Genomic DNA, 24,751 nt, shown 5'->3' with positions numbered 1-24,751 from the left:
AAGTCAAAACCCTAAAGGGATGCATAAGGCGGAGAACCTCCCTGGATACTAACTCCGGGAGGTGGCCTAACTTGATCAAAGATGTCGATCGTTATGAAGCGCCAAGTACGGAGCTAAATAAGCTGCCTGGTGTACGGGACGGTCAGACGCCGGGGTTCATCTCGCCGGGAACGATCGGTTTTAGCGGGGAGGGGAACTTCGGTGTCGGCATCCCGGGCATCAATGGAGCCATACCCGGGCAGGATGGGGAAGGACCGACGACAGACCAAGCGTTATCCAACCTAGAAGCTCGGGCAGAGGAAGATCTGCGCCGTGATTCCCTCGGTAAAGCACGAGCAAACCTGGAAAAGATACCAGCTCAAAAAAGCGACCTGGAGACCTTTAACGCCACCGTCAAGAGCCATGAGACCGAAGAAGGCTTTCACAACCGCATCACTGTCGATGGAATGGGAAATAAAGACCGGTATAAATAAAAACACAAAAAAGATCGCCCTTGCCCGTACACCGGTCAGGGCGTTTTTTTGTGTAGCTCAGGCACGTCCACCGAGGATTTGACGGCAGCGAGTCAGCCGGTGGCGATAATACTTGATGACCTCAAGATTGGGATCCGGTTTTCGAACCTCTTCATCGAGCATCCGTTGATAGTTCTTCATACTGTTCATGGCTTGGATTTTCTCAAACGCCGAATATACCGGGTTGTATCGCATTCCCATTCTCTCCTTCTGGTGCGTTGGCTCTGTGAGCCTAGTTTTCCCTACGGGACCATCTTTTTAAACCGTCACCGCATGACGCCTTTTCTCACACCCGCCCCTTTGGTACAATAAAGATTATGTTGGATGGCGTCGATAAAGGGGGACTACCGTTTGCCTAGAGATTTTTTGGGATCCTTGAATCCCGTACAGCGTGAGGCCGTCCTGCATCAGGAGGGGCCTCTTTTGATCCTCGCCGGCGCTGGTTCTGGAAAGACCCGGGTGCTGACCCACCGTATCGCCCATATGATTGAACAATCGCGCATTAGCCCTTTTCATATACTGGCGATCACCTTTACCAATAAGGCGGCCGGAGAGATGAAGGAGCGTCTTGGTCATCTGATTGGGCCGCGGGCCAAAGATGTGTGGATGTCCACTTTTCATTCTGCCTGCATGCGTATTTTGCGGCGGGAAGGGGAAAAAATCGGCTATGATCGCAACTTCGTCATCTATGACAGCGATGATCAGCAACGACTGATCAAGGAATGCATGAAAGAACTGAATCTAGACGACAAGCGATTTAAACCACAAGCTATCAGTGCCGGGATTAGTTCGGCCAAGAACATCCTTATGGATCCCATCGGATATGAACGACAGGCTTATGATTATTTTGCGCAAATTACTGCCAAAGTGTACCATGTTTACCAAAGAAAATTAAAATCCAACATGGCTGTCGATTTTGACGATTTGCTCATGCTGACGGTTCGCCTGTTTCGAGAGTATCCCCAGGTTCTTGATTATTATCAGGATCGCTTTCAATACATTCACGTTGATGAGTATCAAGATACGAACCATGCCCAGTACAGCTGGGTGAAATTGTTGGCCGAAAAATATCGCAACCTCTGTGTCGTCGGCGACGATGACCAAAGCATCTACGGCTGGCGCGGAGCCGATATTCAGAACATCCTCGACTTCGAACGTGATTATCCGGAAGCGACAGTCCTCAAACTGGAGCAAAACTATCGTTCCACCGCCAAGATCTTAGAAGCGGCAAACAGCGTCGTCGGCAATAACCGGGGGAGAAAAGCCAAACGCCTCTGGACGGAAAACCAAGATGGGCAGCCGCTCGTTTCCTATCAAGGAGATACGGAACACGACGAAGCTCGCTATATCATCCATAATGTCCGTAACCTTTCTGAGACTGATGGTCGTCCCTATCGGGATTTTGCCGTCCTCTACCGTACGAACGCCCAATCGCGGGTGTTAGAAGAACATTTTATGTACGCCGGAATTCCCTACCGTATTTTTCGCGGACTGCGCTTCTATGAGCGTAAAGAGATCAAAGACATCGTCGCTTACCTGCGCTTCATCTCCAACCCGGCTGATGAGATCAGTTTTCGCCGTATCGTCAACACGCCGAAGCGGGGCATCGGTGACGCGACGGTACAAAAGCTGCTCGATTACGGAACATCGAATGGCTGGTCGGTTCAAGAATGCCTCGATCGAGTCTCCGAGGTGCCAGGCATATCGCGGGGCGGCAAAGCCCTAAAAAGCTTTGCCGCTTTAATCGAGGAACTGCGCCGGGAGGTGGACAAATCCTTAGTCACCTCCATCGTGGAGCAGGTCATCGACTTGACAGGCTATGTACGAGAATTAGAGGCGGAGCACAGCGAAGAAGCGAAAAGCCGCATCGAGAACATCAAAGAATTCCTTTCGGTCACCCAGGAGTTTGATCGCAACGCCGATGAAAAGACCTTGGAAGAGTTCTTAGCTGGTGTTTCACTTATCTCAGATATGGACAACTACAACGAAGCAGAAGATGCTGTCGTGCTTATGACTATGCACGCCGCCAAAGGCCTCGAATTCCCTGTTGTCTTTGTGGCCGGGATGGAAGAAGGCGTATTTCCCCACAGCCGCGTTCAGTTTGAACAATCGGAAGTAGAAGAAGAACGCCGCCTCTGTTATGTTGCCATTACCCGGGCACGGGAACGGCTCTTCCTGACGCGCGCATGGCAGCGAACAATTTTCGGCAATACTGTATATAATCAACCTTCTCGATTCTTAGAGGAGATTCCAACAGAACTTCTTCTTGAAGAGGATGAAGGGCGTCCTTCAACCGGTTTTACAACCAGAAACAGGTATGATCGAGGCTCAAATCGATCGTCCCTTCAAAGCGCTTTTTCTACCTCTTCATCGCAGGGAGAAGCGGCGAATACCGATAGTTTCGACCTAAACAAAAGCTTCTTTACACCTTCTCAAAGGAAATCGGCACCTTCAGACACAGAGGCGACCGGCGGAAACTTTACCGTCGGTGACAAAGTTCAGCACGGCAAGTTTGGCACCGGTGTCGTTGTAAAGGTCAGTGGGGAAGGGGAGAACCAAGAAGTTCACGTAGCCTTTCCCCAGCAGGGGATTAAAAAACTGCTCCGTAAGTTTGCACCGTTGAAAAGAATCTAGGAGGTGTCTACCCTCATGGTATCGCCGGATGTGCCGAAAAACCGAGTCGAGGCGGAAGTGCGTGTCAAGGAACTGCGTGAGATCATCCGCCATCACGAGTACCGTTATTATGTCCTGGATGCGCCCGAAATCACCGATGCAAACTATGATGCCTTGATGAGGGAACTGCAAGCGATTGAAGATACCTATCCTGAACTGGTCGAAGCGGATTCGCCGACTCGGCGAGTCGGTGGACAACCTTTGGCTGCCTTCAATTCGGTGCGGCACCGGGTTCCCTTACTGTCTCTCGCCAACGCTTTTGACGAGCATGATCTGCGTGAATTTGACCGGCGGGCCCGGGAACGGGCCGGCCGTGACCTTACATATGTGGTGGAACCGAAGATCGACGGGCTGACAGTCGTCTTGACCTATGAACAAGGGCGATTCGTCCGTGGCGCAACACGAGGTGACGGTGAAACCGGAGAAGACATCACGGAGAACTTGAAGACGATCCGGACCATCCCCCTTCGTTTGAAGACAGACCTCCCGGTCCTCGATGTGCGAGGCGAGGCCTATCTGCCCAAAGGAGCCTTTGCGACTCTCAATGAAGAACGAGAAGAGCGGGGAGAGCCTGTCTTCGCTAATCCCCGTAACGCTGCCGCCGGTTCCCTTCGTCAATTGGATCCCAAAGTGACAGCTTCTCGTCCGTTACGGGCCTTTTTCTATAACATTCTCCTTCTGGAAGGTGCAGAAGCTCAGGAGCAGCGGCAAGCCTTGGAACTGCTCGAGCAGTGGGGGCTGCCTGTCAACAAAGAGCGGAAGTTCTGTCCTTCCATTGAAGAAGTGATCGCCTATTGCCGCTATTGGACGGAAAACCGTCACGATCTTCCTTTTGAGATCGACGGCATGGTCGTCAAAGTCAACGAACTGGACGAGTATGAGCGGCTGGGGGTTACTTCGAAAAGCCCCCGTTATGCCATCGCCTTCAAATTCCCGGCAGAGCAGGCCGTCACTCAGGTACGGAGCATCACCGTAAAAGTGGGGCGCACCGGTGTCATCACGCCCACGGCTGAATTGGAACCGGTCCGTGTAGCCGGTACGACTGTCAGCCGGGCTACCTTGCACAATGAAGACATCATCCGTGAAAAGGACATCCATGTCGGCGATTATGTGATCATTCAAAAAGCTGGCGATATCATTCCAGAAGTCGTTTCCGTGTTGAAGGAGCGGCGTACCGGCGAAGAGCAGCCCTTTATCATGCCCCAAGCCTGTCCCGAATGCGGCAGTCCGGCAAGCCGGCTTGAGGGAGAAGTTGCCTTGCGATGCACCTCATCGACCTGTCCTGCCCAGGCGAAAGAAGGGCTGATTCATTACGCCTCTCGGGATGCGATGAACATTGAGGGACTGGGCCCGGCCATCGTAAACTTGCTCTGGGACAGTGGCCTCGTCCACAATCCGGCAGACCTTTACGATTTAACGGCCGACCAGGTGGCGCCACTGGAGCGAATGGGGAAAAAATCGGCGGCAAACCTGATCGCCGCTATCGAACAAAGCAAATCCAGAGGGTTGGGCGCCTTCACCTTTGCCTTGGGCATTCGCTTGGTCGGTCAGACGGCGGCGAAGACCTTGGCCAGCCATTTTGGATCTATGGAAAAATTGATGGCAGCGACCCAGGAGGAACTGCAGGCGATCCCGGAAATTGGTCCGAAGATGGCCGACTCTCTGATAAACTATTTCTCAGTCCCTGCCAATGTGGAGATGATCCGCCGGTTGGCTGAAAAAGGGGTACAGATGGAAGCCCGGCAAAGTACAGCCGATTCGCCTCAAACTTTAGCCGGTAAAACGATCGTCCTCACAGGAACGTTGCAGTCCATGGATCGCCGGGAAGCCCAGCGGCTTTTAGAAGCGCGAGGCGCCAAAATATCCTCCTCCGTCAGCAAGAAAACGAGCATAGTCATTGCCGGTGAGGAAGCAGGCTCAAAATTAGAAAAAGCGATTGAATTAAAGGTTCCTGTTCTCACAGAGGAAGATTTTTTAAAACTCATCGACCGTCACTAGCAGGGACGAGTCTACCGGCGGCGAAAAGAATAACGATACACCTTTTTTGCAAAAACCATATCATGGAAATAGATGATGTTTAATAAAGAAAGGTAGGCCTTCAACGTGAAGGTTGTTCCAATGTTTCGGTTTCACGCGAAAGCGGCACCATTTCGCCTGCAAGGAGTCATCTCCCTCGTCCTGATTTGGGAGACACGGCGTATCGGCGCACAAGGCCTTTACGTCCACTTCGTTGTGGCCAATCCAGTGGAATCTCAAATCGACTGGCTCGATGGTGCCCCTTTCGGCCAAGGGGATCGCCTTCTGAATGGACTGCCCGATCATGACATAGAACTCTCTTACCGAGAAGCTTTTTACTTATTTGATTTTATACTCAAAGAATTGGAACGGGCCGAAGTGGAAGTGGCCCCCGAGATTGTCAGTCAGACTCAGTTGTTTCAAAAACCGGACCCATTGAATTCCCGTGAGTGGAACTCGATGATGATTCGACTCTTCGATCGCCCCCTTAAACCGCGGGAAGTGGTCCATGCCTATTTTCAAGCCAGGGCTGTCGAAGACTGGTCCCTGGTCTACCTGCTCCTTCCGCAAAAGGCCCAGGAGCGGTATGTTGACGGCGATGACTATGGGCAGCGAATGAAGAAAAAACACCAGGGAGAAAGCTTGCTCCGTGGCGTTGTCGTTGAAGAAATCCCGAATAAAAAAGGGGTTCACTTAATCGCAGAGGTGTTGCTCGGCGAGGAACAGTATCTGCTGACCTACCGTTCCCATTTTTATCTGGTGGAAGAAGATAGCCGGTGGGTGATCACCAGCATCCGGCAGGAGCCCTCTTCAAAAGTTCCCTTCGGCCAAGATCCTTTTTTTCAGGGCTTTTGGTACTGGCGTGTCTTTCCGACCCGCAATACCGATTTGATCCTGGAGACGTTGCGCCAAGAAGAGGGATGCCATGTCGAAGACGGTGAGCGCGGGACGGCCATCGTCTATTTGAGCCATGTCAACGACTCCATTGAGATGGGTCTTGACATCGCTCGGGATGCCCGTGGGCAAGTCTGGGTCGGCCGCCGGGAAATCGTCGTGGGGACAGTCAGTGAAGAACGGCTCGTCCAGCTCGTTCGAGAACTGCGCCGCAACAAACTCATCGGCCATAATCCGGGTCGCGGCCCTTACCGGCTACCTGAGATCGCCAATTACGCCTTCCGGGAAGGAACCTACGCGAATTTTGAAGAACTTTTAGATGCATGGGAAGTAAAACTTGAAAATCCGCTGCTCGGACCGGAAGGATGGGGTCAAGACAGCGAAGATGACCCTGTCGCCCGGACCGTTGCCGAGACATCTCAAATCGGTTCGCTGCTCACTCAATTCATCCACTGGCGTTTTGCGGAGCAATGGAAGCGGGAATGGAGCCACTTCGCCCGTCACACCGATGAGCCGGATACTCCTTTTGCGGATCACCCGATGAGCTCACTTTTTTGGGAGTGGTTCGTTTTCGACCGCCGCCTCCGTGGGGGAACGACGACACTAGAAGCTTTCGAGCAGGAAGTATCGAGTCACTTGCCGCCGTCCCTGCGCGAGGGCATAAAGCGATGGATGGAAAACCGTCCTGGTTTTTATGTGATTCACTCCCTCGAAGAAAAAGGGTACTCGGTGCGGGATCTCTTCGGGGATAACATTTTTTTTATACGTGATCCCGAATATAACCCGGAAAAGCCTCCTTATGAGGTGGGATATATCCTCTTTTGCCGGCTTATGCCCTGGGAAGGGGCTTACCGTTACGGCGGCATTGCATTTTTTTTCCCGCCTTGGTACCGGTCCGATGTCGTTACGTATGTTCGAGAACTTGGGCTGAACTCGGGCAGCGAAATCCCCTTCGATTGGCTCGATCTGTGGAAACGGAAGTCCCGCTTGATCGTCAATTTCATCATGGAACTTCGAAAAAAACTGATCCATCCGAAGCTAGTCACTGCCGAAGGCCACCGGGCCGGTGTCTGCCGAGCCGTCTACAAGGTCAATGATTTTTCTGGACTGACAAGTGCCGTCGAAAAGCTCCCCGAATTGGAGGTCACCGATCGGGAAAAGCGTAAAGGCCAAGGAGTGATCATCCGGTATCTTTGGATGGAAGATGCACTGACAGGCCAACTTATGGCCACCTTGCGGTCTGGCGAATTGGAAGTCGTTGCGGAGGGCATCCCTCTGACAGACATCTTTCATGAGACCCAGCGAGGCGAAAACCTGCGCCAGATCGGCAACTTGACCATCACCCGGCAATACACCGTCATCGACACCATCTCCAAAGAGCGCCTTGACGTCTTAAAACGAGTTTTCGTCAAGTACTGTGGTTTCTTCATCACTCACGAAGAGGACATTTTTGAAGAACCAGAGAATTTAATTCCGAATACGGCAAAGAAATCTTGATTCCAACAAGGCAGGTGAACAAACGATGTCCCTTACAAAAGACGAAGTCCAACACGTAGCCATGCTGGCTCGCCTCGAACTGTCCGACAAAGAGGTCGAAAAATATACGACCCAGCTGAACGACATCCTCGGTTACGCCCAACGGCTGCAAGCGCTGGACACAGCGAATGTACCTCCGACAGCTCATGTTTTTCCCCTTCAGAACGTCATGCGCGACGATCGTGTCGATCCGTCCATGGCTCGGGAGAAGATCGTGGCCAATGCCCCCGACGAAGAAGATGGTTTCTTCCGCGTTCCTAAGATTGTCTAGTATTTCGACCCGAATGGAGGATCCCTGTGAAGCTGTATACAAAAAAGGCTCATGAACTGCATGACCTGTTGGTGAACAAAGAGATCAGCGCCGCCGAACTGGTCCGGGCCCAGGCAGAGCGAATTGAAGCTGCCGAGCCGAAAGTTCAAGCCTTCATCACCCGGACCTTTGACGATGCCATGGCTCAGGCGGCGAAGGTTGATGCCAAAATCGCTGCCGGAGAAGCGATCGGTCCCCTCGAAGGGATCCCCATGGCCTTAAAAGACAACATGTGCACCGATGGTGTGCGCACCACCTGTGCATCGAAGATTCTGCACAATTTCGTACCGCCCTATGATGCTACAGTAGTGACGAAGCTGAAAGAAGCCGGCGCCATTCTCATGGGAAAATGCAATATGGATGAATTTGCCATGGGCTCGTCGACGGAAAACTCCCGCTTTTTCGCGACGCGCAATCCCTGGGATATCGAACGGGTACCCGGCGGGTCCTCCGGCGGTTCGGCCGCCGCTGTGGCCGCTGGACAAGCTGTCTTCACTTTAGGCTCTGATACGGGCGGGTCAATCCGGCAGCCGGCTGCCTTCTGTGGTGTCGTCGGCATGAAGCCGACCTATGGTGCCGTATCGCGTTTTGGCCTCGTCGCCTTTGCGTCGTCGTTGGATCAGATCGGGCCCTTTACCCGTGACGTCCGTGACAATGCCAGGGTCATGAACGCTATCGCCGGCTATGACTTAAAAGACTCCACTTCTGCACCAGTCGATTATCCAGACTACGAGGCTCTCCTCGGACAATCGGTCAAAGGCTGGCGGGTCGGCTTGCCGAAGGAGTACTTCGGCGAAGGCATCGGTCCAGAAGTGAAAGCAGTCATCGAAAAAGCCGTGAAAGTGTTAGAGGGTCTCGGCGCGGAGATTGGCGAGTGTTCCTTGCCTCATACTGAATATGCCCTTCCGGTCTATTACCTGATTGCTCCAGCGGAAGCTTCCTCCAACTTAGCCCGCTACGACGGAGTTCGTTACGGCTATCGTTCCGAAGAGGCGCCTGATTTGAACACCATGTTTAAAAAGACTCGTGCCGAAGGTTTTGGAGAAGAAGTGAAACGGCGCATCATGCTCGGAACTTATGCCCTTAGTTCCGGCTATTATGACGCTTACTACCTAAAAGCCCAAAAGGTGCGAACATTAATCAAAGGCGACTTTGATCAAGCCTTTGAAAAGTTTGATGTGCTCCTTTCGCCGACATCGCCGACAGTGGCCTTTAAATTTGGTGACCGCACGGACAACCCCCTGCAAATGTACTTATCAGACATCTGTACCTTGTCGGTGAACCTGGCAGGTATCCCGGCTCTGAATATCAACGCCGGTTTTGCCAATGGCTTGCCTGTAGGCCTACAGTTGATGGGCAAAGCCTTCGACGAGGCGAAGCTGCTGCAGTTGGCCTATGCCTATGAACAGGCGACCGGATGTCACAGTCAGACGCCGGATCTGGGGGTGTAACAAATGAGCAATGAGACGATGCAAATGGAACGTGATTTTGACTTTGAAATCGTCATGGGCTTGGAAGTCCATGTGGAACTCCATACGAAGAGCAAGATTTTTTGCGGTTGTACGACCGAGTTCGGCGGCGATCAGAACACTCATGTCTGTCCTGTCTGCTTAGGTTTGCCCGGTGTGCTACCGGTCTTGAACAAACAAGTCGTCGATTACGCCATGAAGGCCGGTTTGGCATTGAACTGTGAAATCGCCGAATTCTCCAAGTTCGATCGGAAGAACTATTTCTATCCCGACTTGCCTAAGGCATATCAGGTTTCCCAATACGATCTTCCCATCGCTAAGGACGGCTATCTCGACATCGAAGTGGGCGGAAACCCAAAACGTATTGGCATCACTCGTGTACACATGGAGGAAGACGCCGGCAAACTGGTCCACGGCGGTGCGGCGAACCTGGCTGGTGCTGAATACTCTTTAGCCGACTACAACCGGACCGGTGTACCGTTGATTGAGATCGTCTCAGAGCCGGACATCCGTTCGATTGAAGAGGCGGTGGCCTATTTAGAACGGTTGAAATCCATTTTAGAATATACGGAAGTGTCCGACTGCAAGATGGAACAAGGGAGCTTGCGCTGCGACGCCAACGTGTCCTTGCGTCCTTGGGGTCAAAAAGAGTTCGGCACGAAGGCCGAACTGAAAAATATGAACTCCTTCAAAGCGTTGCAACGGGCCTTGGAATATGAGGTAGAACGACAAGCCGAAATCCTCCGCGAAGGCGGTAAGATCCTTCAAGAGACACGGATGTGGGACGAAGCGAAAGGCATGACGATCTCCCTGCGCAGCAAGGAAGAAGCGCATGACTATCGGTACTTCCCCGAACCGGATCTGGTACCATTGGTCATCTCCCGCGAATGGGTTGACCGGGTGAAAGCCACCTTACCTGAAATGCCTCATATCCGCAAGGAGCGCCTCGTTCACTCCTACGGATTACCTGCCTACGATGCCGGAATCATTACCGGTTCTAAGGCGATGGCTGACTACTTTGACAGCGCTTGCAAGGCCTTTGGGGTAGATACTCCTGCTGGTGTGGAAGTCGCCGATGATAAGGCAAAAGAGCGGGCTAAGCAGATTTCCAACTATATGATGGGCGAACTCACCCGTCTGCTCAACGCTTCCGAATTTGGCTACTCGAACAGTCCTGTCACCCCGGAAAACCTCGTCGGGCTCCTGCAATTGCTCGAAGCGGGAACGATCTCCACAAAAATCGCTAAAACGGTTTTCGAGGACATGTTTGCTTCGGGCAAACCAGCAAAAGCGATTGTGGAAGAAAAAGGGCTCGTTCAGATTTCTGATGAAGGGGCCATCGCATCCATCGTCAGAGACATCTTGACAGCGAACCCCAGCGTTGTCGCTGATTTCAAAGCTGGCAAGGAAAAAGCCATGGGCTTCCTCGTCGGTCAGGCCATGAAGGCGACGAAAGGGAAAGCCAATCCCGGACTCGTCAACAAACTGCTGAAAGAGGAACTGGAAAAAATGTAATCTAAATCAAGCGAAGGCGACCGTACTGAAAAGTAAGGCGCCTTTTTCTTTTATACGCTATTAATGTATTCGGGCAATATATGATAAAAGCGTTGATATTGATGTGCTTTGGAATTATTATAAATTAAAGGAAACCGATGGTTGGAAAATATTAATTAGATTGATGCGTACGAATACATAGGGGGTAACCTCATGCGCTTAAACTCGTTAAAACACAAGATTATATGGCCGATCATGATCGTATTCGGTGTAGTCATCGTAGCTATGGCCACTTTTATCTACAACCAGACGGCTCGTAACTTGCATATGCAAGGATTGGCCATGACGGAGACGGTCCGTCTAGGCATCGAAAACGCCACAGCAGCCCGTAAGATAACCGAAGAAGTGTTGGAGAAGGAGATGGTCGGGCAAGCCAGTATATTATCCTTGTTGCTAAGCAAAGGCACCAACTACGAACAACTGGTCGAGTTATCCAAACGCTCTGGAATCGATGAGTTTTGGGTGACCGACAGTCAAGGACAAGTGCAGTTGACGAGTACAGGGACAAATGTAAATTTTAACTTTGGCAGCGATCCTAAGGGACAGGCTTATGAATTTATGGACTTGATCAGCGGAAAACGTCAGGTTGTCGCCCAACCGGCGCAAAAGCGGACAATTGATCCTGAAGTGTATAAATATGTCGGTGTGTCAGGATGGGACAGTCCACGGATCGTCCAGATCGGACGGAACGGTAAAAAACTGGTTGAACTAGACGAACAGCTGGGAGCTCAATCCTTTATTCGACAGATGAGCGGTCAATTGCGTGAGGAGGTTCTCTTTACGGCTCTGGTTGATTCGAATGGACAAATTATCGTAGGCAGCGATGGTAACATCGATACGCTCAACCCTGAAATGAAAGTTTGTCTGGCTAATGCGATAAAATTAGACGAGATCACATTTCAAAGCGGTAGCTTTGGAAGTATCAAAGCGACTCACTACATTGCACCCTTGTCAAACGGAAAATATTTAGTACTGACTTTATCAAATCACATCTTGACGAACATCCGTAACATCACTGTTGCCGCTGCATTGCTTGGCTTTGTCGTGACCGCTTTCGTGCTCCCTTATGTGGTCAACCGGCAGATGAGACGGCTCAACGATCTTGAACATGCCTTGATGACCATTAGCCGCGGTGAAGGCGACTTGACTCAACGCATTCCTATTTCGTCGGACGATGAGATCGGAAGCCTATCCAAAGCGGCGAATGGCATGTTGGAGTCGTTACAACAGACCATTACGAAGGTGGATGAAGCCGTTGAACGATTCCAGAAGGCGTCTTTTGGATTGAAGGAAATAACGGCGCAACTGACCATAGCCAATCATCAAGTCTCAGAAGAGACTCAAAAAGTCTCTCAAGAAGCACGAGAATCGGATCAACAGTTAGAGCGAATGGAGCAATTAGTGGCAGAAATTGCGGCGTCCATCGAGGAGATGACTAGTTCAGCCCAAGAAACGGCCCGTTCGACCGAGGTTGCTTCTCGAACCGTTGATGATGGACGGAAGGTCGTCGACGGTGCGAGAGAAAAGATGCTTGAGATTCAGATCACGACCGACTCGAACAATCAGATCATCGATCAACTAGCGATGAAGTCTCAACAGATCGAGCAGATCTTGCAGATGATAAATCAGATTGCAAACCAGACGAATCTATTATCTCTTAACGCGGCTATTGAAGCTGCTAGAGCCGGCGAAGCCGGGAGAGGTTTTGCCGTTGTGGCTGGAGAGATTCGCAAACTTGCTGAAAACTCGGTACAAGCGGCCTGGGATATTTCCGCGATCGTCGATAGCATCAAAGCAGAAATACAAAATGTCGTCTCCAACCGGGAGCAGCATAATCAAGGTCTGCAAGCGGGTATGAACGCATTTAATCTCGTCGATAAGGTCTTTAATGAAATTACGACATCCAGCAGACAAGTAGTGGACAGCATCAAAACGATCACAGATCAGAATCAATTGTTGGCACAAGAGTGGAAAAACTTGAAAAGTGGGATTCACGCCGTCCGTCAGGGTTCGATGCGTAGTGTAGATAACTCGGAGACCATCGCTGCAGCAACGGAACAACAAGTCGCTTCGATGGAGGATATCGCGAATTCTGCAGCGATGCTGGCAAAGACATCAGAGGAATTGCAGCAGACCCTAGCGGGATATCGAGTATAAAAGTTCTTCCCACGTACTAGAAAATCCCGATAGTAATCCCCAGATAGAAAAGCGTCGCCCACTTGGCCGACGCTTTTTTTATGCCAAATATCATAAAAGCTGATAAAATGAAATTGAATACGATCAGAAGCAAGGGGAGGCGCAGACACTGATCTCATGAGATATATTAGAGGTGTAATCATTCCGATCGTTGCTTTGTGCTTGTGGTGCAACTTATCCTTAGCGGTTCTGGCAAACTCCAGTACATATTTGGCCTCGAACAATAAGACAACTTCTGTAGAGAAACCTACAGAAAAACTGCTTCCGGGAGAGCACCAGGTGACTATCAACGGTGCGACCCTTACCTACTATGTGTCTGGGAAAGGGCCGGTCTGTCTCGCCCATCCAGGCGGACCTGGTTTCGGGGGAGCTTATCTCAAGATGCCGGAAGTAGAAAAAGAATTCACCATGGTCTACTTTGATCCGGTAGGAACTGGAAACTCGGAACGACTGAAGAACTTATCCGATTACAGTTTCTCCCGGTATGTGGACGACATGGAAAAACTTCGACAGTACCTTCAGTTGGACAAGTTTTACCTCCTTGGTCACTCCCATGGAGGAATGGTGGCGCAGTTGTACGCGATTCAATATCCAAATCATCTCAACGGTCTCATCTTGTATGGGACGACACCGACTACAGATGACGTCTACAAGCGCGATGTGTCAGCAAATCTCTTCTGGTTCATCGATCGCCCCTGGTTCTGGCAGGCTTTGATGGGGTTGCGGGAATCGACATTGGCGACCACGGATGAGCAAGCGGCTCAAGCTTTTCAAAAATGTGTAGGGTTCTATTTTGCCGATTATGATCATCATAAGGGCGAAATCGATCCGGTCTTGAAACAGATCCATTTCTCCCTGGGGCCGAATAAAGGCTTTTATCAAAACATGGGCATTTTTGATACCCGTGATCGCCTTTCTTTGATCGGAGTTCCCACGTTGATCCTTGCTGGTGTCAAGGACTTCGTCTGTCCTGTTAAGTACGCAGAGGAGATGCAACAGCGAATCCCTCGTTCAAAACTAGTGCTATTTCAAAGTAGTGGCCATATGGCCCACTTCGAAGAGCCCGTGAAATTTGCGAAAGCTATCGGTGATTTCTTAACTGCCATAACGAGAAATCGATTTTAATCAAAAAAGGAGGCTGTTTATGCGTATTGCAGTCATTGGAATGGGTGGCGTAGGGGGCTTTTTTGGCGGGAAATTGGCCTACGCCTTTGGTAATTCGCAAGATCATGAAGTGTACTTTATTGCCCGGGGCGAACATTTAAAAGCTATGCAAGAGCAAGGGTTGACCGTGAAGAGCAATGAAGAAAAGTTTGTCGCTTATCCAACGGGGGCGGTTCAAGATCCCGGTGAAATTGGAACGGTCGACTTCGTTCTTTTTTGCGTGAAAACCTATGATTTAGAAACGGCAGCCCAACAAATCGTCCCGCTATTGAAGCCGGAAACACTGGTACTGCCGCTTCTGAACGGTGTTGACCATGCAGAACGACTACGAGCGTTGTTGCCGCAAGGAAAAGTTCTCAACGGTTGTTGTTATATTTTCTCGAAGATCGAATCACCTGGCGTGATCAGCCAGGGGGGCGGAGTTCCTCGCATCGTCTTCGGGGCTGATAAAGGTGCCAGCCTTCCGGAAATCTCCCAAGATCAACGGGACTCGCTCGCTACGCTTTTCCGTCAAGCTGATATTACAGCGAAATTTGTTGCCGATGCGGAAGGGGCAGTGTGGTCAAAGTATCTCTTGATCTGCTCTCTAGGAGGGATCACGTCCTTCTTTCAAAAATCGGTGGGAGCCATCGCGGCGAATCCAGAACAACGGGCCATGCTCTTGACCATGATGGAGGAAGTTTACGCCGTCGCGAAGGCTAAAGGAGTCCACCTCGATGAGGCTATTGTGAAAAAGACGATGGCGTCGGTAGATACATTCGCTCCTGAGAGTACCACGTCGATGCAACGGGATTTCGAAAAAGGATCGAGAACTGAACTGGAAGCCTTCTCCGGCTACATTGTCCGAACAGGTCGAGCGTTAGGGGTTCCGACACCTGCCCATGAAAAGGTCTATGAGTACCTAAAGCCATTGTCAATGTAAAACAAATCAAACACTCGTGACCAATCAATTCACAAGTTTTTATGAAAACGGATTCGTCCTAAAACCTGCCTGGGAGCTATGCTTCCGGCAGGTTTTTTTATTCGGTTACATAAAAGAGGAAAATATTTGACTATGGCGAAATAAATTCTAAACAGAATTAAACATTTTTTGAAGAATCAAAGGAGTGGAAATGATGGGCGGTCAGAAAGAGATGGAACAATTAGCTCGTTATGCATCCATTATGAGATCGATCTTGCCTTATGATTGTGTCATCATGGTGACCGATAGACATAAGTATCTTACTTATGAAGCGAGCCGATCGATCAATACGCGCATCCATCCCGGCGATCCCGTCAAACCGGGCGATCCCCTTGAGGAAACGATGTCTTCTGGACAACCGATGACGAAAGTTTTGACCAAAGAAGAGTATGGATTTCCAGTAAAACTGGTCACTCGGCCCGTAACAGACGAACAGGGTCAAGTGATTGGCACGATCGCCTACGCTCAAAACTTAGCCAATAATTTAGAAATGCAGGATGTATCCCAAACAGTGGCTTCGTCGACAGAGGAAATTACCGCGACAACACAGGAGGTGGCTGCCAATGCCGGGAATCTGGCTAAGCAGTTATCAGATCTGAAAGGTTCCAGCCAAACTGTATTGCAACATCTCAAGAAAACCGATGACATCTTAAAATTTATTACCGGCATCGCCTCCAGAACCAACTTGTTGGGATTAAACGCTTCCATTGAATCAGCTCGAGCCGGTGAACATGGTCGAGGGTTTTCCGTCGTGGCCGGTGAAATACGGAAGATGTCTCTCGACAGCGAGAAATCAGTCAAAGAAATAAAAGATATTCTACAGACGATTGCTGGTGAAATTCTCCATATGGTTGACAAGATCAACCAAGCAGAGGGGCTTAGTTCTGCCCAAGCCCAAGCCACTCAACAGATCTCGGAAGCGATGGAACAACTGGCTACAGCCGCTGAGACGATACAAACGGTTTCGAAAGAGATCTAAACCATTGGATTTACGATCCGTTAAAATATTCGAAGGCATGTCGACGGTGGATCAGGCTCGCCTCTATGGGCAGTTGGAGCGCTTGACTTATCCTGCCGGCGCATTGCTGTTTGAACATGGCGACCAAGGGGATGCAATGTATGTGATGCAATGCAGCAGTCGTCCTCATTGGGATTGTATTAAGTATTCCCTATTGGCAGTGGTTAGGCCTGATTCAGGCTTGATCAGTCCGGGCGCAAGCCCGGCTTTTTTTTCGATAAATCAGTAAAAACAAAGCGCGAACCCGATGGAGCCTGACTTTTTATACTCAGACAAAGCAGTCTATCCTCGGGTCTGGTTCTGTTATAATAATAGTATGGAGGAGGAGAAAGCGTGGTTGTATCTACAGAAAAACAACGAGCCGGACGTAATCGGACGGTTACACTATCAGAAGAGGAATACATACAGTATGCCAGCCAGTTGGCAAGGGCGCCCTTTCACAGCGAAAAGGAATTTTTGAATAAAATCACCCACGGAGACATCATGGATGTCGTCGACGCGGTTCCCCGGAATTCAGTCGATTTACTTTTCCTCGATCCACCTTATAACCTGAGCAAAGAATTTCACGGCTTGTCCTTTAACGGCACCGATGTGGATGCCTATACCCTTTGGTTTGATTCATGGTTTATCCGGCTATTGCCAACATTAAAGCCAAATGCTTCGGTCTATGTATGCGGAGACTGGAAGACATCTGTATCGATTCATACGGTTTTGGCGAAGTATCTGATCATCCAAAATCGAATTACCTGGGAGCGGGAAAAAGGACGAGGTGCCAAATCGAACTGGAAGAATTCTTGTGAAGACATCTGGTTTGCCACTAAGAGCAAACAGTATACCTTTAATCCGGATGCTGTAAAGCTAAAACGGCGTGTCATTGCTCCCTACCGTGAAAATGGAAAACCGAAGGATTGGGAAGAGACGAAGGGGGGCAACTTTAAGGAGACCTATCCGTCAAATTTGTGGACCGATATCAGCGTTCCTTTTTGGTCGATGCCCGAAAATACGGACCATCCCACACAGAAACCGGAGAAACTGGTGGCCAAAATCATGTTAGCCAGCACAAATGAAGGGGATGTGGTTTTCGATCCCTTCGTCGGTTCCGGCACAACCGCTGTGGTAGCCAAAAAACTCAACCGGAACTTCATCGCCGTCGACTGTAACGAAGGATACGGATGCCTGGCTCTGAAACGACTAGAGATGGCCGAAACAGACAAAAGTATTCAAGGTTATACTGACGGGGTCTTCTGGGAGAGAAACACCCTGGCCTTTCAAAAACAAAAAGAGAAAAAGGGTGAAGAAGCGAATGAAGCATCGATTTTTTCGCTATAGCTCATGTTGACTGAACTCTAGAAAGGCTGCTCAAAATTGTTTTTTGAGCAGCCTTTTTTCTTCATGGAGACTATCGTCTACCGCCGAAAGGGAACGCAGGAAAGACATAACACTGAATTCCTTCAAAGACATAGCCGGAACGCCCGGGTCCGAGTTCATTGTAGTTCGTCGTATAAAAGTGATCGCCTAAAGCGGCATTCCAATAGCGGTAAAGGGGGACTGTTCGAGGTCTCTGCGTCGGGTATACATAACATTGGATTCCCTCGAAGATATAGCCAGATCCGCCGGCACCGAGCTCTCCGTAGTTGGTCGTATAAAAATGGTCGCCGATTGTAGGGTTCCAGTAACGGTAGAGCGGTACCGTTCCGCCCCGTTGCCTAGCTAGGACATAGCAGGCGATTCCTTCGAAGTTATACCCGTTCCGGCCGCGACCAAGTTCGCCGAAGTTGGTCGTATAGAAATGATCGGTGATGGTTGGATTATAGTAGCGGTACAAAGGAACAGTTCCCCCTTGACCAAATAAGTCCGGTCCTGGAGGGGGGACTTGTGTCACATAAAAGTCGTCTTCATACATGAGGGGACACACACTCCTTCATCTACCTTAGATTAAATGGTTTGCCATAGACTATGAGTGAACCTCGGCAAAGGTTAACAAAATTTTCCACGGTTGAATCTCGTAAAAAAGTTGACATCAGGAATCAGCCAGAATAGAATTTAGATAGTTAGACAATCATCTAATTATTAGCCCAGGAGGGAGGGCCTCATGAACCAGATCTTTTCCGCACTTTCCGATCCGACGCGCCGGGCAATTCTAACTTTGCTTCGGCAAGGGGAAAAGAGTGCCGGCGAGTTGGCCGAACCCTTTCACATTTCTAAACCGAGCATCTCTCACCACTTGCAAACATTGAAGGCGGCTGGTCTTGTTCTCGACGATCGAAGGGGACAACAGATTTTTTACAGTCTTAATACCACTGTTTTTCAAGATGTATTGAGTTGGATGCTGGAGATGACTGACCGCGGTGAGTCGCGGCAGGTCTCCCGAGAGGAGGATAATCAATGAATCGTAGTGCCCATTTTTGGTTTCAGACGATCCTATTTGCGGCAGCACTCCTGGTCTCTGTGATGGCCTATCCTCATTTGCCTGAACAAGTCCCGGTCCACTGGAACTTCGCCGGGGAAGCGGATCGCTTGGGGACCAAATTGGAAATGCTCACGGTTGGACCAGCCATCATTTTTCTAATTACCCTTTTGGGTCCTCTCATGCGGCGCATTGATCCGATGGCCTTCAATTATGAGAAATTTACCTCTACTTACCAGACGGTCATGTCCAGTATTGTGGCTTTTTTCTTCGTGATTCAGCTTACTTCAATCGCGATTGGCTTAGGCGTTCCCCTCAGAGTGAATTACCTTGTTCCTGTCGGCGTTGGTCTTCTGTTTATGATCTTAGGCAATGTGATGCCTCGGATGAGACAGAACTATTTCATGGGAATTCGTTTGCCTTGGACATTGGCAGACCGTGACATCTGGGCAAAAACCCATCGTCTAGGCGGCCGTATTTTCGTAGCCGGTGGTTTTGGGATGATCGCCATCGGTATGCTGACCCCATTTATTTCTGAAACGCTGGGTATGGCTTTATTCTTGACGGTAATTCTGTCCCTGCTGTTGGTGCCGATCATTTACGCATGGTGGCTCTTCCAAAAAAGAGGAAAGGGTCAGCTAAACTAGCCAAAGTGAGTGTTTTCCTAAGTTCAATAGGGAAGGCTGACTTGAAACCGAAAGATACCTCTAATCCCGCCGGTTCCTTTGAAGGATGCGGTGGGATTTTTTATTTCCCCTGTAAACAAGGGAAATAGAGATAAAGATTTTTATTTACTTTTGCTGAACTATCGAGTAAAATACGTAAGGTTTGTTACCAAGATAGTAGGGAGCGAGGGGATTCATATGACAACTAAGTTTGATGTAGCCATTATAGGAAGTGGACCTTCCGGTATTTTTGCAGCCTACGAGTTGATTTCTAAAAACGAGAACGTCAATGTCGTGATGATCGAAGAAGGTAGAGACATTTACACTCGTAAATGCCCCATCGCTGAAAAAAAAGTAACCCACTGCATCAAATGCAATCCTTGCGGAATCATGCGCGGTTTTGGTGGAGCCGGTGCATTTTCCGATGGAAAATATAATTTCACGACTGAATTTGGCGGTTGGCTCAGTGACTATATTCCTGACCAGGAAGTGCTCGATCTGATCGCTTATGTGGACCAGATTAATATGAGCTACGGGGCACCGTCGGAACTCTTTAGCACAAAAAACAGCGGCCTCCGCAAACAAGCCCTCGCTTACGACTTGCATTTACTGGACGCGCAAGTGCGGCACCTGGGAACAGAAAATAATCTTGAGATTTTAAAAAGCATCTATGAATTTCTGAAAGAGAAAGTCAAAATCATCTTCAATACCCGTGTTCAGAAGATCTGCAAAGAGGGAGAGGGATTCCGACTCGATATCGGGCAACCCGAATGGATCGACTGTGATTACCTCATCGCCGCCCCGGGACGGGCCGGTTCCGAATTGTTTGCGAACCAATGTAAAGAATTGGGCCTCGGTCTCTACAATAATCAGGTCGATGTGGGTGTTCGCGTAGAGATTCCGGCGGAAGTGTTCCAGCATATCACCGATGAGGTTTATGAGGCGAAACTAGTCTATCGTACGAAACAGTATGGGGACCTGGTCCGCACCTTCTGCATGAACCCCAAGGGATATGTTGTCGCTGAGAACACTGACGGCATTGTTACCGTAAACGGCCACAGTTACCGAGACGAAAAGTTGCACAGCAAGAACACAAACTTTGCCTTGCTCGTGAGCAACCGCTTTACAGAACCCTTCAATGAGCCGCATCAGTATGGAAAGCGCATCGCTTCTTTCTCGAACCTGCTCAGCGGCGGCGTCTTAGTTCAACGTTTCGGCGATCTGGTCAAAGGACGAAGAACAAATGAACACCGCCTGTCTCAAAGCTTTACGAAACCCACCTTAAAGGCCACTCCAGGGGACTTGAGCTTGGTACTGCCGAAACGGCACTTGGACAACATCGTAGAGATGATCTATGCCCTCGATAAAATCGCTCCAGGCATGGCCAACAATGATACGCTATTGTACGGGGTAGAAGTGAAGTTTTATAGTTCTCGGCTAAAATTGACGAAACAACTAGAGACGGAAATTCCGAACATGTTCGCCATCGGAGACGGCGCCGGTGTCACCCGCGGTCTCTCTCAAGCGAGTGCAAGCGGTGTCCATGTGGCGAGAATTATCTCAGAACGGCGAAAATAGAGACTGCCCATTACGGCGCCCGGTATATCCGGGCGTTTTTTCGTTCTGTTCAGATTTCTCTTAGTATTATCCAGAAAAATAAAAAGGGAAAAAATGGGATAATCTCTTTGTTTATCGAATAAATAATAACCAGTAACTGGAAAAACGGGGGTAGTTCATCGTGAATGTTGACGACAACGATATACTTCGACAAATCCAGGTAAAACGCAAGGAAGCACTTCGCCACATGTTGGCTCGACGACCCCAGAAGGCTGTAGCCATATCTCGCGAAGTTGATCGCTTGTTAAACGAATATTATCGAACGAAGACAAAGGGCCTCGTTCCGAACATACAGGAAGACCCTCGACAACCATGGAAAAGCGGAGAAAGGGAAGGAAAATAAACATAATCGGCGAATATGTCTTATTCATAATTTTCATTGCTATCCGAAAGGAGTACCGATCTAATGGCATACCAAGTTAACGCCGATGGTTGTGTCGCTTGTGGCGCTTGTCAATTTGTCTGCCCTGCTTCATGTGTTTCTGAGGTAAACGGCGGTATTCGAATCATTGACGAACCTGCCTGTACCGACTGCGGTTCTTGTGTAGACGCTTGTCCGGCCAACTGTATTTTTCAAGTCTGAAAAACTGGATATGCTACCCCTTAGGGGGTGGTAGCTTTTTTTGAACGATGGCGGAAACCTCGGGAACAACGCGAAACCAAGTTAATAGGGAATTCGCCCAAAGAGTTTTGTGATTTATTGGATCGCGTCATCATCTCCGGGTTCGATGTCCCCATTGAAGTCCATCAGATTGTAGCCGCCGATATGGGTGATTCTGAAGCCATGGTTCAAGTCAGCTTTCAGTGACCTCCGACAGCAAGGCGAGGATATGCTACCCTCGCCTTGCATTTTTTAAAGAAAAACATCGTAAGCGATCTCGTGTTTGGCGAGATCGTTATTTTTTTGAAAAGGGGGTAGTAAACGAAAAACCTACTCATATACATGAGGTAACAACGGACAGGCAGATCACCAGGTAAAAGGGGGAGAAGATTGTGGCGTTCGCAAGTTTTCAGTCCCACTTCAAGGGTGAAAAGGATTTCCAACTGCTTTTTGATCAGATGGAAGAAGCTAAAAAAGAGTATAATCTCGCCGTTGAACGTCTTGAACATGCCGGTGACCGGTACCGGGAAATCGCATCGGCTCAGGTGATGATTTGTCGAGACCGGCTAAACAGTCTGATTCAAGAAATTAAGGAGAACTACACCGAGGAAGCCTATTGGTCCATGTTTCGAGAACCGGAAAAAAATAAGTGGGAGAGATTTATCCATCAGTTACATAATCTTTTGATTTACGGTCATTGGGACAGACTGCTCGACGGACCCTACTAAATCCCTACTAAATAAAAGATTATTTCACAAGACAGAATGCGACTATTTTCGACACGGGCGCCATGGTAATATGTTTTTAACTACTCCTGTGGTAAGAACTACAGTTTATATGGACCAGGTGATGCAGTTGTCCTATAAAATCTCATTTGATGGCAATGACGTGTATGTAAAACTTGTCGGCAGTATCACCTTGCTCAAAGCAAAAAAGTTCAAAGAAGTGATACTGGAGTTTATAGACCAGGGGAAATTTAATGTCCATATTGATTTGAGCAGTGTTGACCTGATTGATAGCATGGCCATTAGCGCCTTGATTGCTCTCTTAAAGCGTACCCATGAATATGGAGGGCAATTGTATTTGAAAAACCCCAATCGATTTGTACGTCAAGTATTTGAAATTACCCGTCTGAACGAGGTATTTACGATACGATGATGTTAAGGCATAGTAATTTCATAGTAAGAACGAGAGCGTATACCTGTAGTCGGTATACGCTTTCATGTTTTTCTATAGAAAGATCGAATGACTCCTATAACAAATTCGTCTTTGCCAAAAGAGCAGAATATTTAGTAAAATAAGTGACAGAGAACCGATTCCTTACTTGATAAGCAAACACCTTTTGGTTTCATTAAATATCGTCCTTCTCGCCCCTCCTTGGCAGGAGAGACCGTACCGTCTGCCAAGGGGGTTTTTTTACGCTATTATGGTTATGATTTCTTGACGACTTGAATGAATCAAATTAATTTGATATATTAGATCCAGGAGTTGATCACCTATGGACACGGTCAAAGTGGCGAAGGCTCTCTCGGACCCTTTGCGCTGGCAGATTCTTTTGCGCATCGCCAATCGAGAAAAGTATTTTTTGGAAACTCATAAACCGGGGGTCTGTGTCTGTGATCTGGTGGAAGGGATGGGCTTGCTGCAATCGAAAGTCTCCTATCATATCAAAGAATTGAAAGAAGCCGGCCTGATCTCTGAAGTGGCTGAGGGAAAATGGAACTATTACTCTGTGAACCGAGATACCTTACGGTGCTATCTGCACTCGGTGCAACAAGCGTTCCAGCTATAATATTTTTTTGTCTTTTATATCAAAAAAAGTTGATTAGATTCCCGTTACTCGTCGTTACATAAGAAAAGGGGGGATGATCGTAGTGTTTGCCTGGATCGCTGATATGATCGTCTATCGTTGGATGAGTCTTTCTCCTGGAGAACACCTGACGGAAGCGCTGCATTTTTTCATTTATGACGTACAAAAGATTCTTTTCCTACTTGCGGTCATCATCTACGGGGTTTCTTTTATCCGCAGCTTTTTTCCACCGGAGCGGACGAAGAAGATACTTTCCCATAAACGAGAATTCATCGGGAACATCGTCGCTGCTTTGTTAGGTGTGGTAACTCCCTTTTGCTCCTGTTCTGCCGTCCCCATGTTCATCGGTTTTGTCGAATCAGGAGTACCCCTGGGCGTAACCTTTTCCTTTTTGATCGCTTCACCCATGGTCAACGAAGTGGCGTTAGTGCTGCTCTTCGGTCTTTTCGGTTGGAAGATCGCCGCCATCTATATGGGCACAGGTTTGGCTGTCGCCGTCGCCGGGGGGATGATGATCGGCCGGGCGAAGATGGAAGATCAGGTAGCCGACTATGTCTATCAGATCAAGATGCCCGAGGTGGAGATCGCCGCTCTATCGTGGCGTCAGCGTCATGATTATGCCTGGCAATATACCCAGGACATCGTCAAGAAAGTCTGGATCTATGTGATCGTGGCTATCGGAATCGGCGGTCTGATCCATGGATACGCTCCGGAGGATTTTCTGGTGCGCTATGCCGGCAGGGACAATCTTTTTGCGGTCCCCTTGGCCGTTTTGATCGGTATCCCCTTATACTCTAATGCCGCCGGAACGATACCTATCGTCCATGCCCTGATGGAAAAAGGGATGGCCATAGGAACCGTGTTAGCTTTTATGATGGCCGTAACGGCCTTGTCATTCCCGGAGATTATCATCTTAAAACAAGTGCTGAAACCGAAACTCATCGGCCTTTTCGTGGGAATTAATGCAGTAACGATCACCTTTGTCGGTTATTTATTCAACGCGATTCTATAACTGAATCTGCTGAATTCGGTCTGTGTAGAGAAGGGAGGTGACGGAATGGAAGTCAAGGTTCTCGGCGCCGGATGTGCCAAATGCAACCAACTAGAAACGCTTGTCAAACAAACGCTCCAAGAACTCGGAAAAGAGGTGAAGGTGGACAAGGTCACCGATTTTCCGACAATTATGTCCTACGGTGTCATGACAACGCCCGCACTGGTCGTAGATGGGACAGTGAAAGTATCGGGCCGAATTCCATCGGTGAGCGAATTAAAAACCATGCTAAGCTGAGCCAATGAAAAACGGTAGCTGCTGAAAACAGCCCAGATGATATCTGTCGGCTGTTTTCTT

General features: G+C 49.1%; 25 protein-coding genes. 23 read left to right on the top strand and 2 right to left on the bottom strand.

The window, feature by feature from the left end; all coding sequences use genetic code 11:
• The first annotated feature begins 71 nt into the window (after positions 1-71).
• Positions 72-473, top strand: a complete 402-nt coding sequence (locus H1S01_RS05900) for a hypothetical protein (protein WP_188039159.1) — start codon at positions 72-74, stop codon at positions 471-473.
• 57 nt (positions 474-530) lie between these two features.
• On the opposite strand, the gene H1S01_RS05895 is transcribed toward H1S01_RS05900, so the two are convergent.
• Entirely contained in the window at positions 531-707 is a 177-nt protein-coding gene (locus H1S01_RS05895) for a hypothetical protein (RefSeq protein ID WP_188039158.1), read from the bottom strand.
• Between the two features lie 156 nt (positions 708-863).
• Between H1S01_RS05895 and pcrA the strand changes: the two genes are divergently transcribed.
• The 12 genes from pcrA (at position 864) to H1S01_RS05835 (ending at position 17,632) form a co-directional block, all read left to right on the top strand.
• Entirely contained in the window at positions 864-3,146 is a 2,283-nt protein-coding gene (gene pcrA / locus H1S01_RS05890) for a DNA helicase PcrA (protein WP_243237023.1), read from the top strand.
• Positions 3,147-3,161: 15 nt separating this feature from the next.
• The gene (gene ligA, locus H1S01_RS05885) at positions 3,162-5,183 is read left to right on the top strand and encodes an NAD-dependent DNA ligase LigA (RefSeq protein WP_188039156.1); all 2,022 of its coding nucleotides are present in this window, start codon (positions 3,162-3,164) and stop codon (positions 5,181-5,183) included.
• A gap of 120 nt (positions 5,184-5,303) precedes the next feature.
• The gene (locus H1S01_RS05880) at positions 5,304-7,592 is read left to right on the top strand and encodes a hypothetical protein (RefSeq protein WP_188039155.1); all 2,289 of its coding nucleotides are present in this window, start codon (positions 5,304-5,306) and stop codon (positions 7,590-7,592) included.
• Positions 7,593-7,617: 25 nt separating this feature from the next.
• Positions 7,618-7,902, top strand: a complete 285-nt coding sequence (gatC, locus tag H1S01_RS05875; RefSeq protein WP_188039154.1) for an Asp-tRNA(Asn)/Glu-tRNA(Gln) amidotransferase subunit GatC — start codon at positions 7,618-7,620, stop codon at positions 7,900-7,902.
• 26 nt (positions 7,903-7,928) lie between these two features.
• Positions 7,929-9,392 (top strand): Asp-tRNA(Asn)/Glu-tRNA(Gln) amidotransferase subunit GatA, encoded by a 1,464-nt coding sequence (gene gatA, locus H1S01_RS05870; protein ID WP_188039153.1) that lies wholly within the window; start codon positions 7,929-7,931, stop codon positions 9,390-9,392.
• Between the two features lie 3 nt (positions 9,393-9,395).
• A complete protein-coding gene (gatB, locus tag H1S01_RS05865; protein ID WP_279286956.1) occupies positions 9,396-10,925 on the top strand; it encodes an Asp-tRNA(Asn)/Glu-tRNA(Gln) amidotransferase subunit GatB in 1,530 nt (509 codons plus the stop codon).
• Between the two features lie 192 nt (positions 10,926-11,117).
• Entirely contained in the window at positions 11,118-13,121 is a 2,004-nt protein-coding gene (locus H1S01_RS05860; protein WP_188039152.1) for a methyl-accepting chemotaxis protein, read from the top strand.
• Positions 13,122-13,439: 318 nt separating this feature from the next.
• Positions 13,440-14,285 (top strand): alpha/beta fold hydrolase, encoded by an 846-nt coding sequence (locus tag H1S01_RS05855; protein ID WP_188039151.1) that lies wholly within the window; start codon positions 13,440-13,442, stop codon positions 14,283-14,285.
• Positions 14,286-14,304: 19 nt separating this feature from the next.
• Positions 14,305-15,246, top strand: coding sequence for a ketopantoate reductase family protein (locus H1S01_RS05850; RefSeq protein ID WP_188039150.1), 942 nt, complete (start codon positions 14,305-14,307; stop codon positions 15,244-15,246).
• Positions 15,247-15,439: 193 nt separating this feature from the next.
• Positions 15,440-16,264 (top strand): methyl-accepting chemotaxis protein, encoded by an 825-nt coding sequence (locus H1S01_RS21885; protein WP_279286954.1) that lies wholly within the window; start codon positions 15,440-15,442, stop codon positions 16,262-16,264.
• Between the two features lie 4 nt (positions 16,265-16,268).
• On the top strand, positions 16,269-16,532 hold the full coding sequence (locus H1S01_RS05840) for a cyclic nucleotide-binding domain-containing protein (protein ID WP_188039148.1): 264 nt from the start codon (positions 16,269-16,271) through the stop codon (positions 16,530-16,532).
• A 104-nt stretch (positions 16,533-16,636) separates the two neighbouring features.
• Entirely contained in the window at positions 16,637-17,632 is a 996-nt protein-coding gene (locus tag H1S01_RS05835) for a DNA methyltransferase (protein WP_188039147.1), read from the top strand.
• Positions 17,633-17,702: 70 nt separating this feature from the next.
• Here the strand turns inward: H1S01_RS05835 and H1S01_RS05830 are convergent, their stop codons facing one another.
• Positions 17,703-18,206, bottom strand: coding sequence for a hypothetical protein (locus H1S01_RS05830; RefSeq protein WP_188039146.1), 504 nt, complete (start codon positions 18,204-18,206; stop codon positions 17,703-17,705).
• Positions 18,207-18,395: 189 nt separating this feature from the next.
• Here H1S01_RS05830 and H1S01_RS05825 point away from each other — a divergent pair, with 189 nt between their 5' ends.
• From H1S01_RS05825 to H1S01_RS05780, 10 genes are all read left to right on the top strand, one after another.
• On the top strand, positions 18,396-18,692 hold the full coding sequence (locus H1S01_RS05825; protein ID WP_188039145.1) for an autorepressor SdpR family transcription factor: 297 nt from the start codon (positions 18,396-18,398) through the stop codon (positions 18,690-18,692).
• Positions 18,689-19,357, top strand: coding sequence for an SdpI family protein (locus H1S01_RS05820; RefSeq protein WP_188039144.1), 669 nt, complete (start codon positions 18,689-18,691; stop codon positions 19,355-19,357). Before H1S01_RS05825 ends, H1S01_RS05820 begins: the two co-directional genes overlap by 4 nt.
• Before the next feature lie 216 nt (positions 19,358-19,573).
• A complete protein-coding gene (locus H1S01_RS05815; protein WP_188039143.1) occupies positions 19,574-20,953 on the top strand; it encodes an NAD(P)/FAD-dependent oxidoreductase in 1,380 nt (459 codons plus the stop codon).
• 160 nt (positions 20,954-21,113) lie between these two features.
• Positions 21,114-21,335 carry an aspartyl-phosphate phosphatase Spo0E family protein gene (locus H1S01_RS05810; RefSeq protein ID WP_188039142.1) on the top strand — a complete coding sequence of 74 codons (222 nt, stop codon included), beginning with the start codon at positions 21,114-21,116 and terminating at the stop codon, positions 21,333-21,335.
• Positions 21,336-21,398: 63 nt separating this feature from the next.
• A complete protein-coding gene (locus H1S01_RS05805) occupies positions 21,399-21,575 on the top strand; it encodes an indolepyruvate ferredoxin oxidoreductase subunit alpha (RefSeq protein WP_188039141.1) in 177 nt (58 codons plus the stop codon).
• Positions 21,576-21,985: 410 nt separating this feature from the next.
• The gene (locus tag H1S01_RS05800) at positions 21,986-22,321 is read left to right on the top strand and encodes a hypothetical protein (protein ID WP_188039140.1); all 336 of its coding nucleotides are present in this window, start codon (positions 21,986-21,988) and stop codon (positions 22,319-22,321) included.
• Between the two features lie 127 nt (positions 22,322-22,448).
• Entirely contained in the window at positions 22,449-22,751 is a 303-nt protein-coding gene (locus H1S01_RS05795; RefSeq protein ID WP_188039139.1) for an STAS domain-containing protein, read from the top strand.
• Positions 22,752-23,091: 340 nt separating this feature from the next.
• Positions 23,092-23,385, top strand: a complete 294-nt coding sequence (locus H1S01_RS05790; protein ID WP_188039138.1) for an ArsR/SmtB family transcription factor — start codon at positions 23,092-23,094, stop codon at positions 23,383-23,385.
• Between the two features lie 73 nt (positions 23,386-23,458).
• Complete coding sequence (locus H1S01_RS05785) at positions 23,459-24,415, top strand: permease (protein WP_188039137.1); 957 nt, start codon at positions 23,459-23,461, stop codon at positions 24,413-24,415.
• A gap of 45 nt (positions 24,416-24,460) precedes the next feature.
• Entirely contained in the window at positions 24,461-24,691 is a 231-nt protein-coding gene (locus tag H1S01_RS05780) for a thioredoxin family protein (RefSeq protein ID WP_188039136.1), read from the top strand.
• Positions 24,692-24,751: the final 60 nt, after the last annotated feature.

The organism is Heliobacterium chlorum (assembly GCF_014502795.1).
Taxonomy (GTDB): domain Bacteria; phylum Bacillota; class Desulfitobacteriia; order Heliobacteriales; family Heliobacteriaceae; genus Heliobacterium; species Heliobacterium chlorum.
Note: the sequence above shows the minus strand (reverse complement) of the source record. Positions and strands in the feature narration are given on the sequence as shown.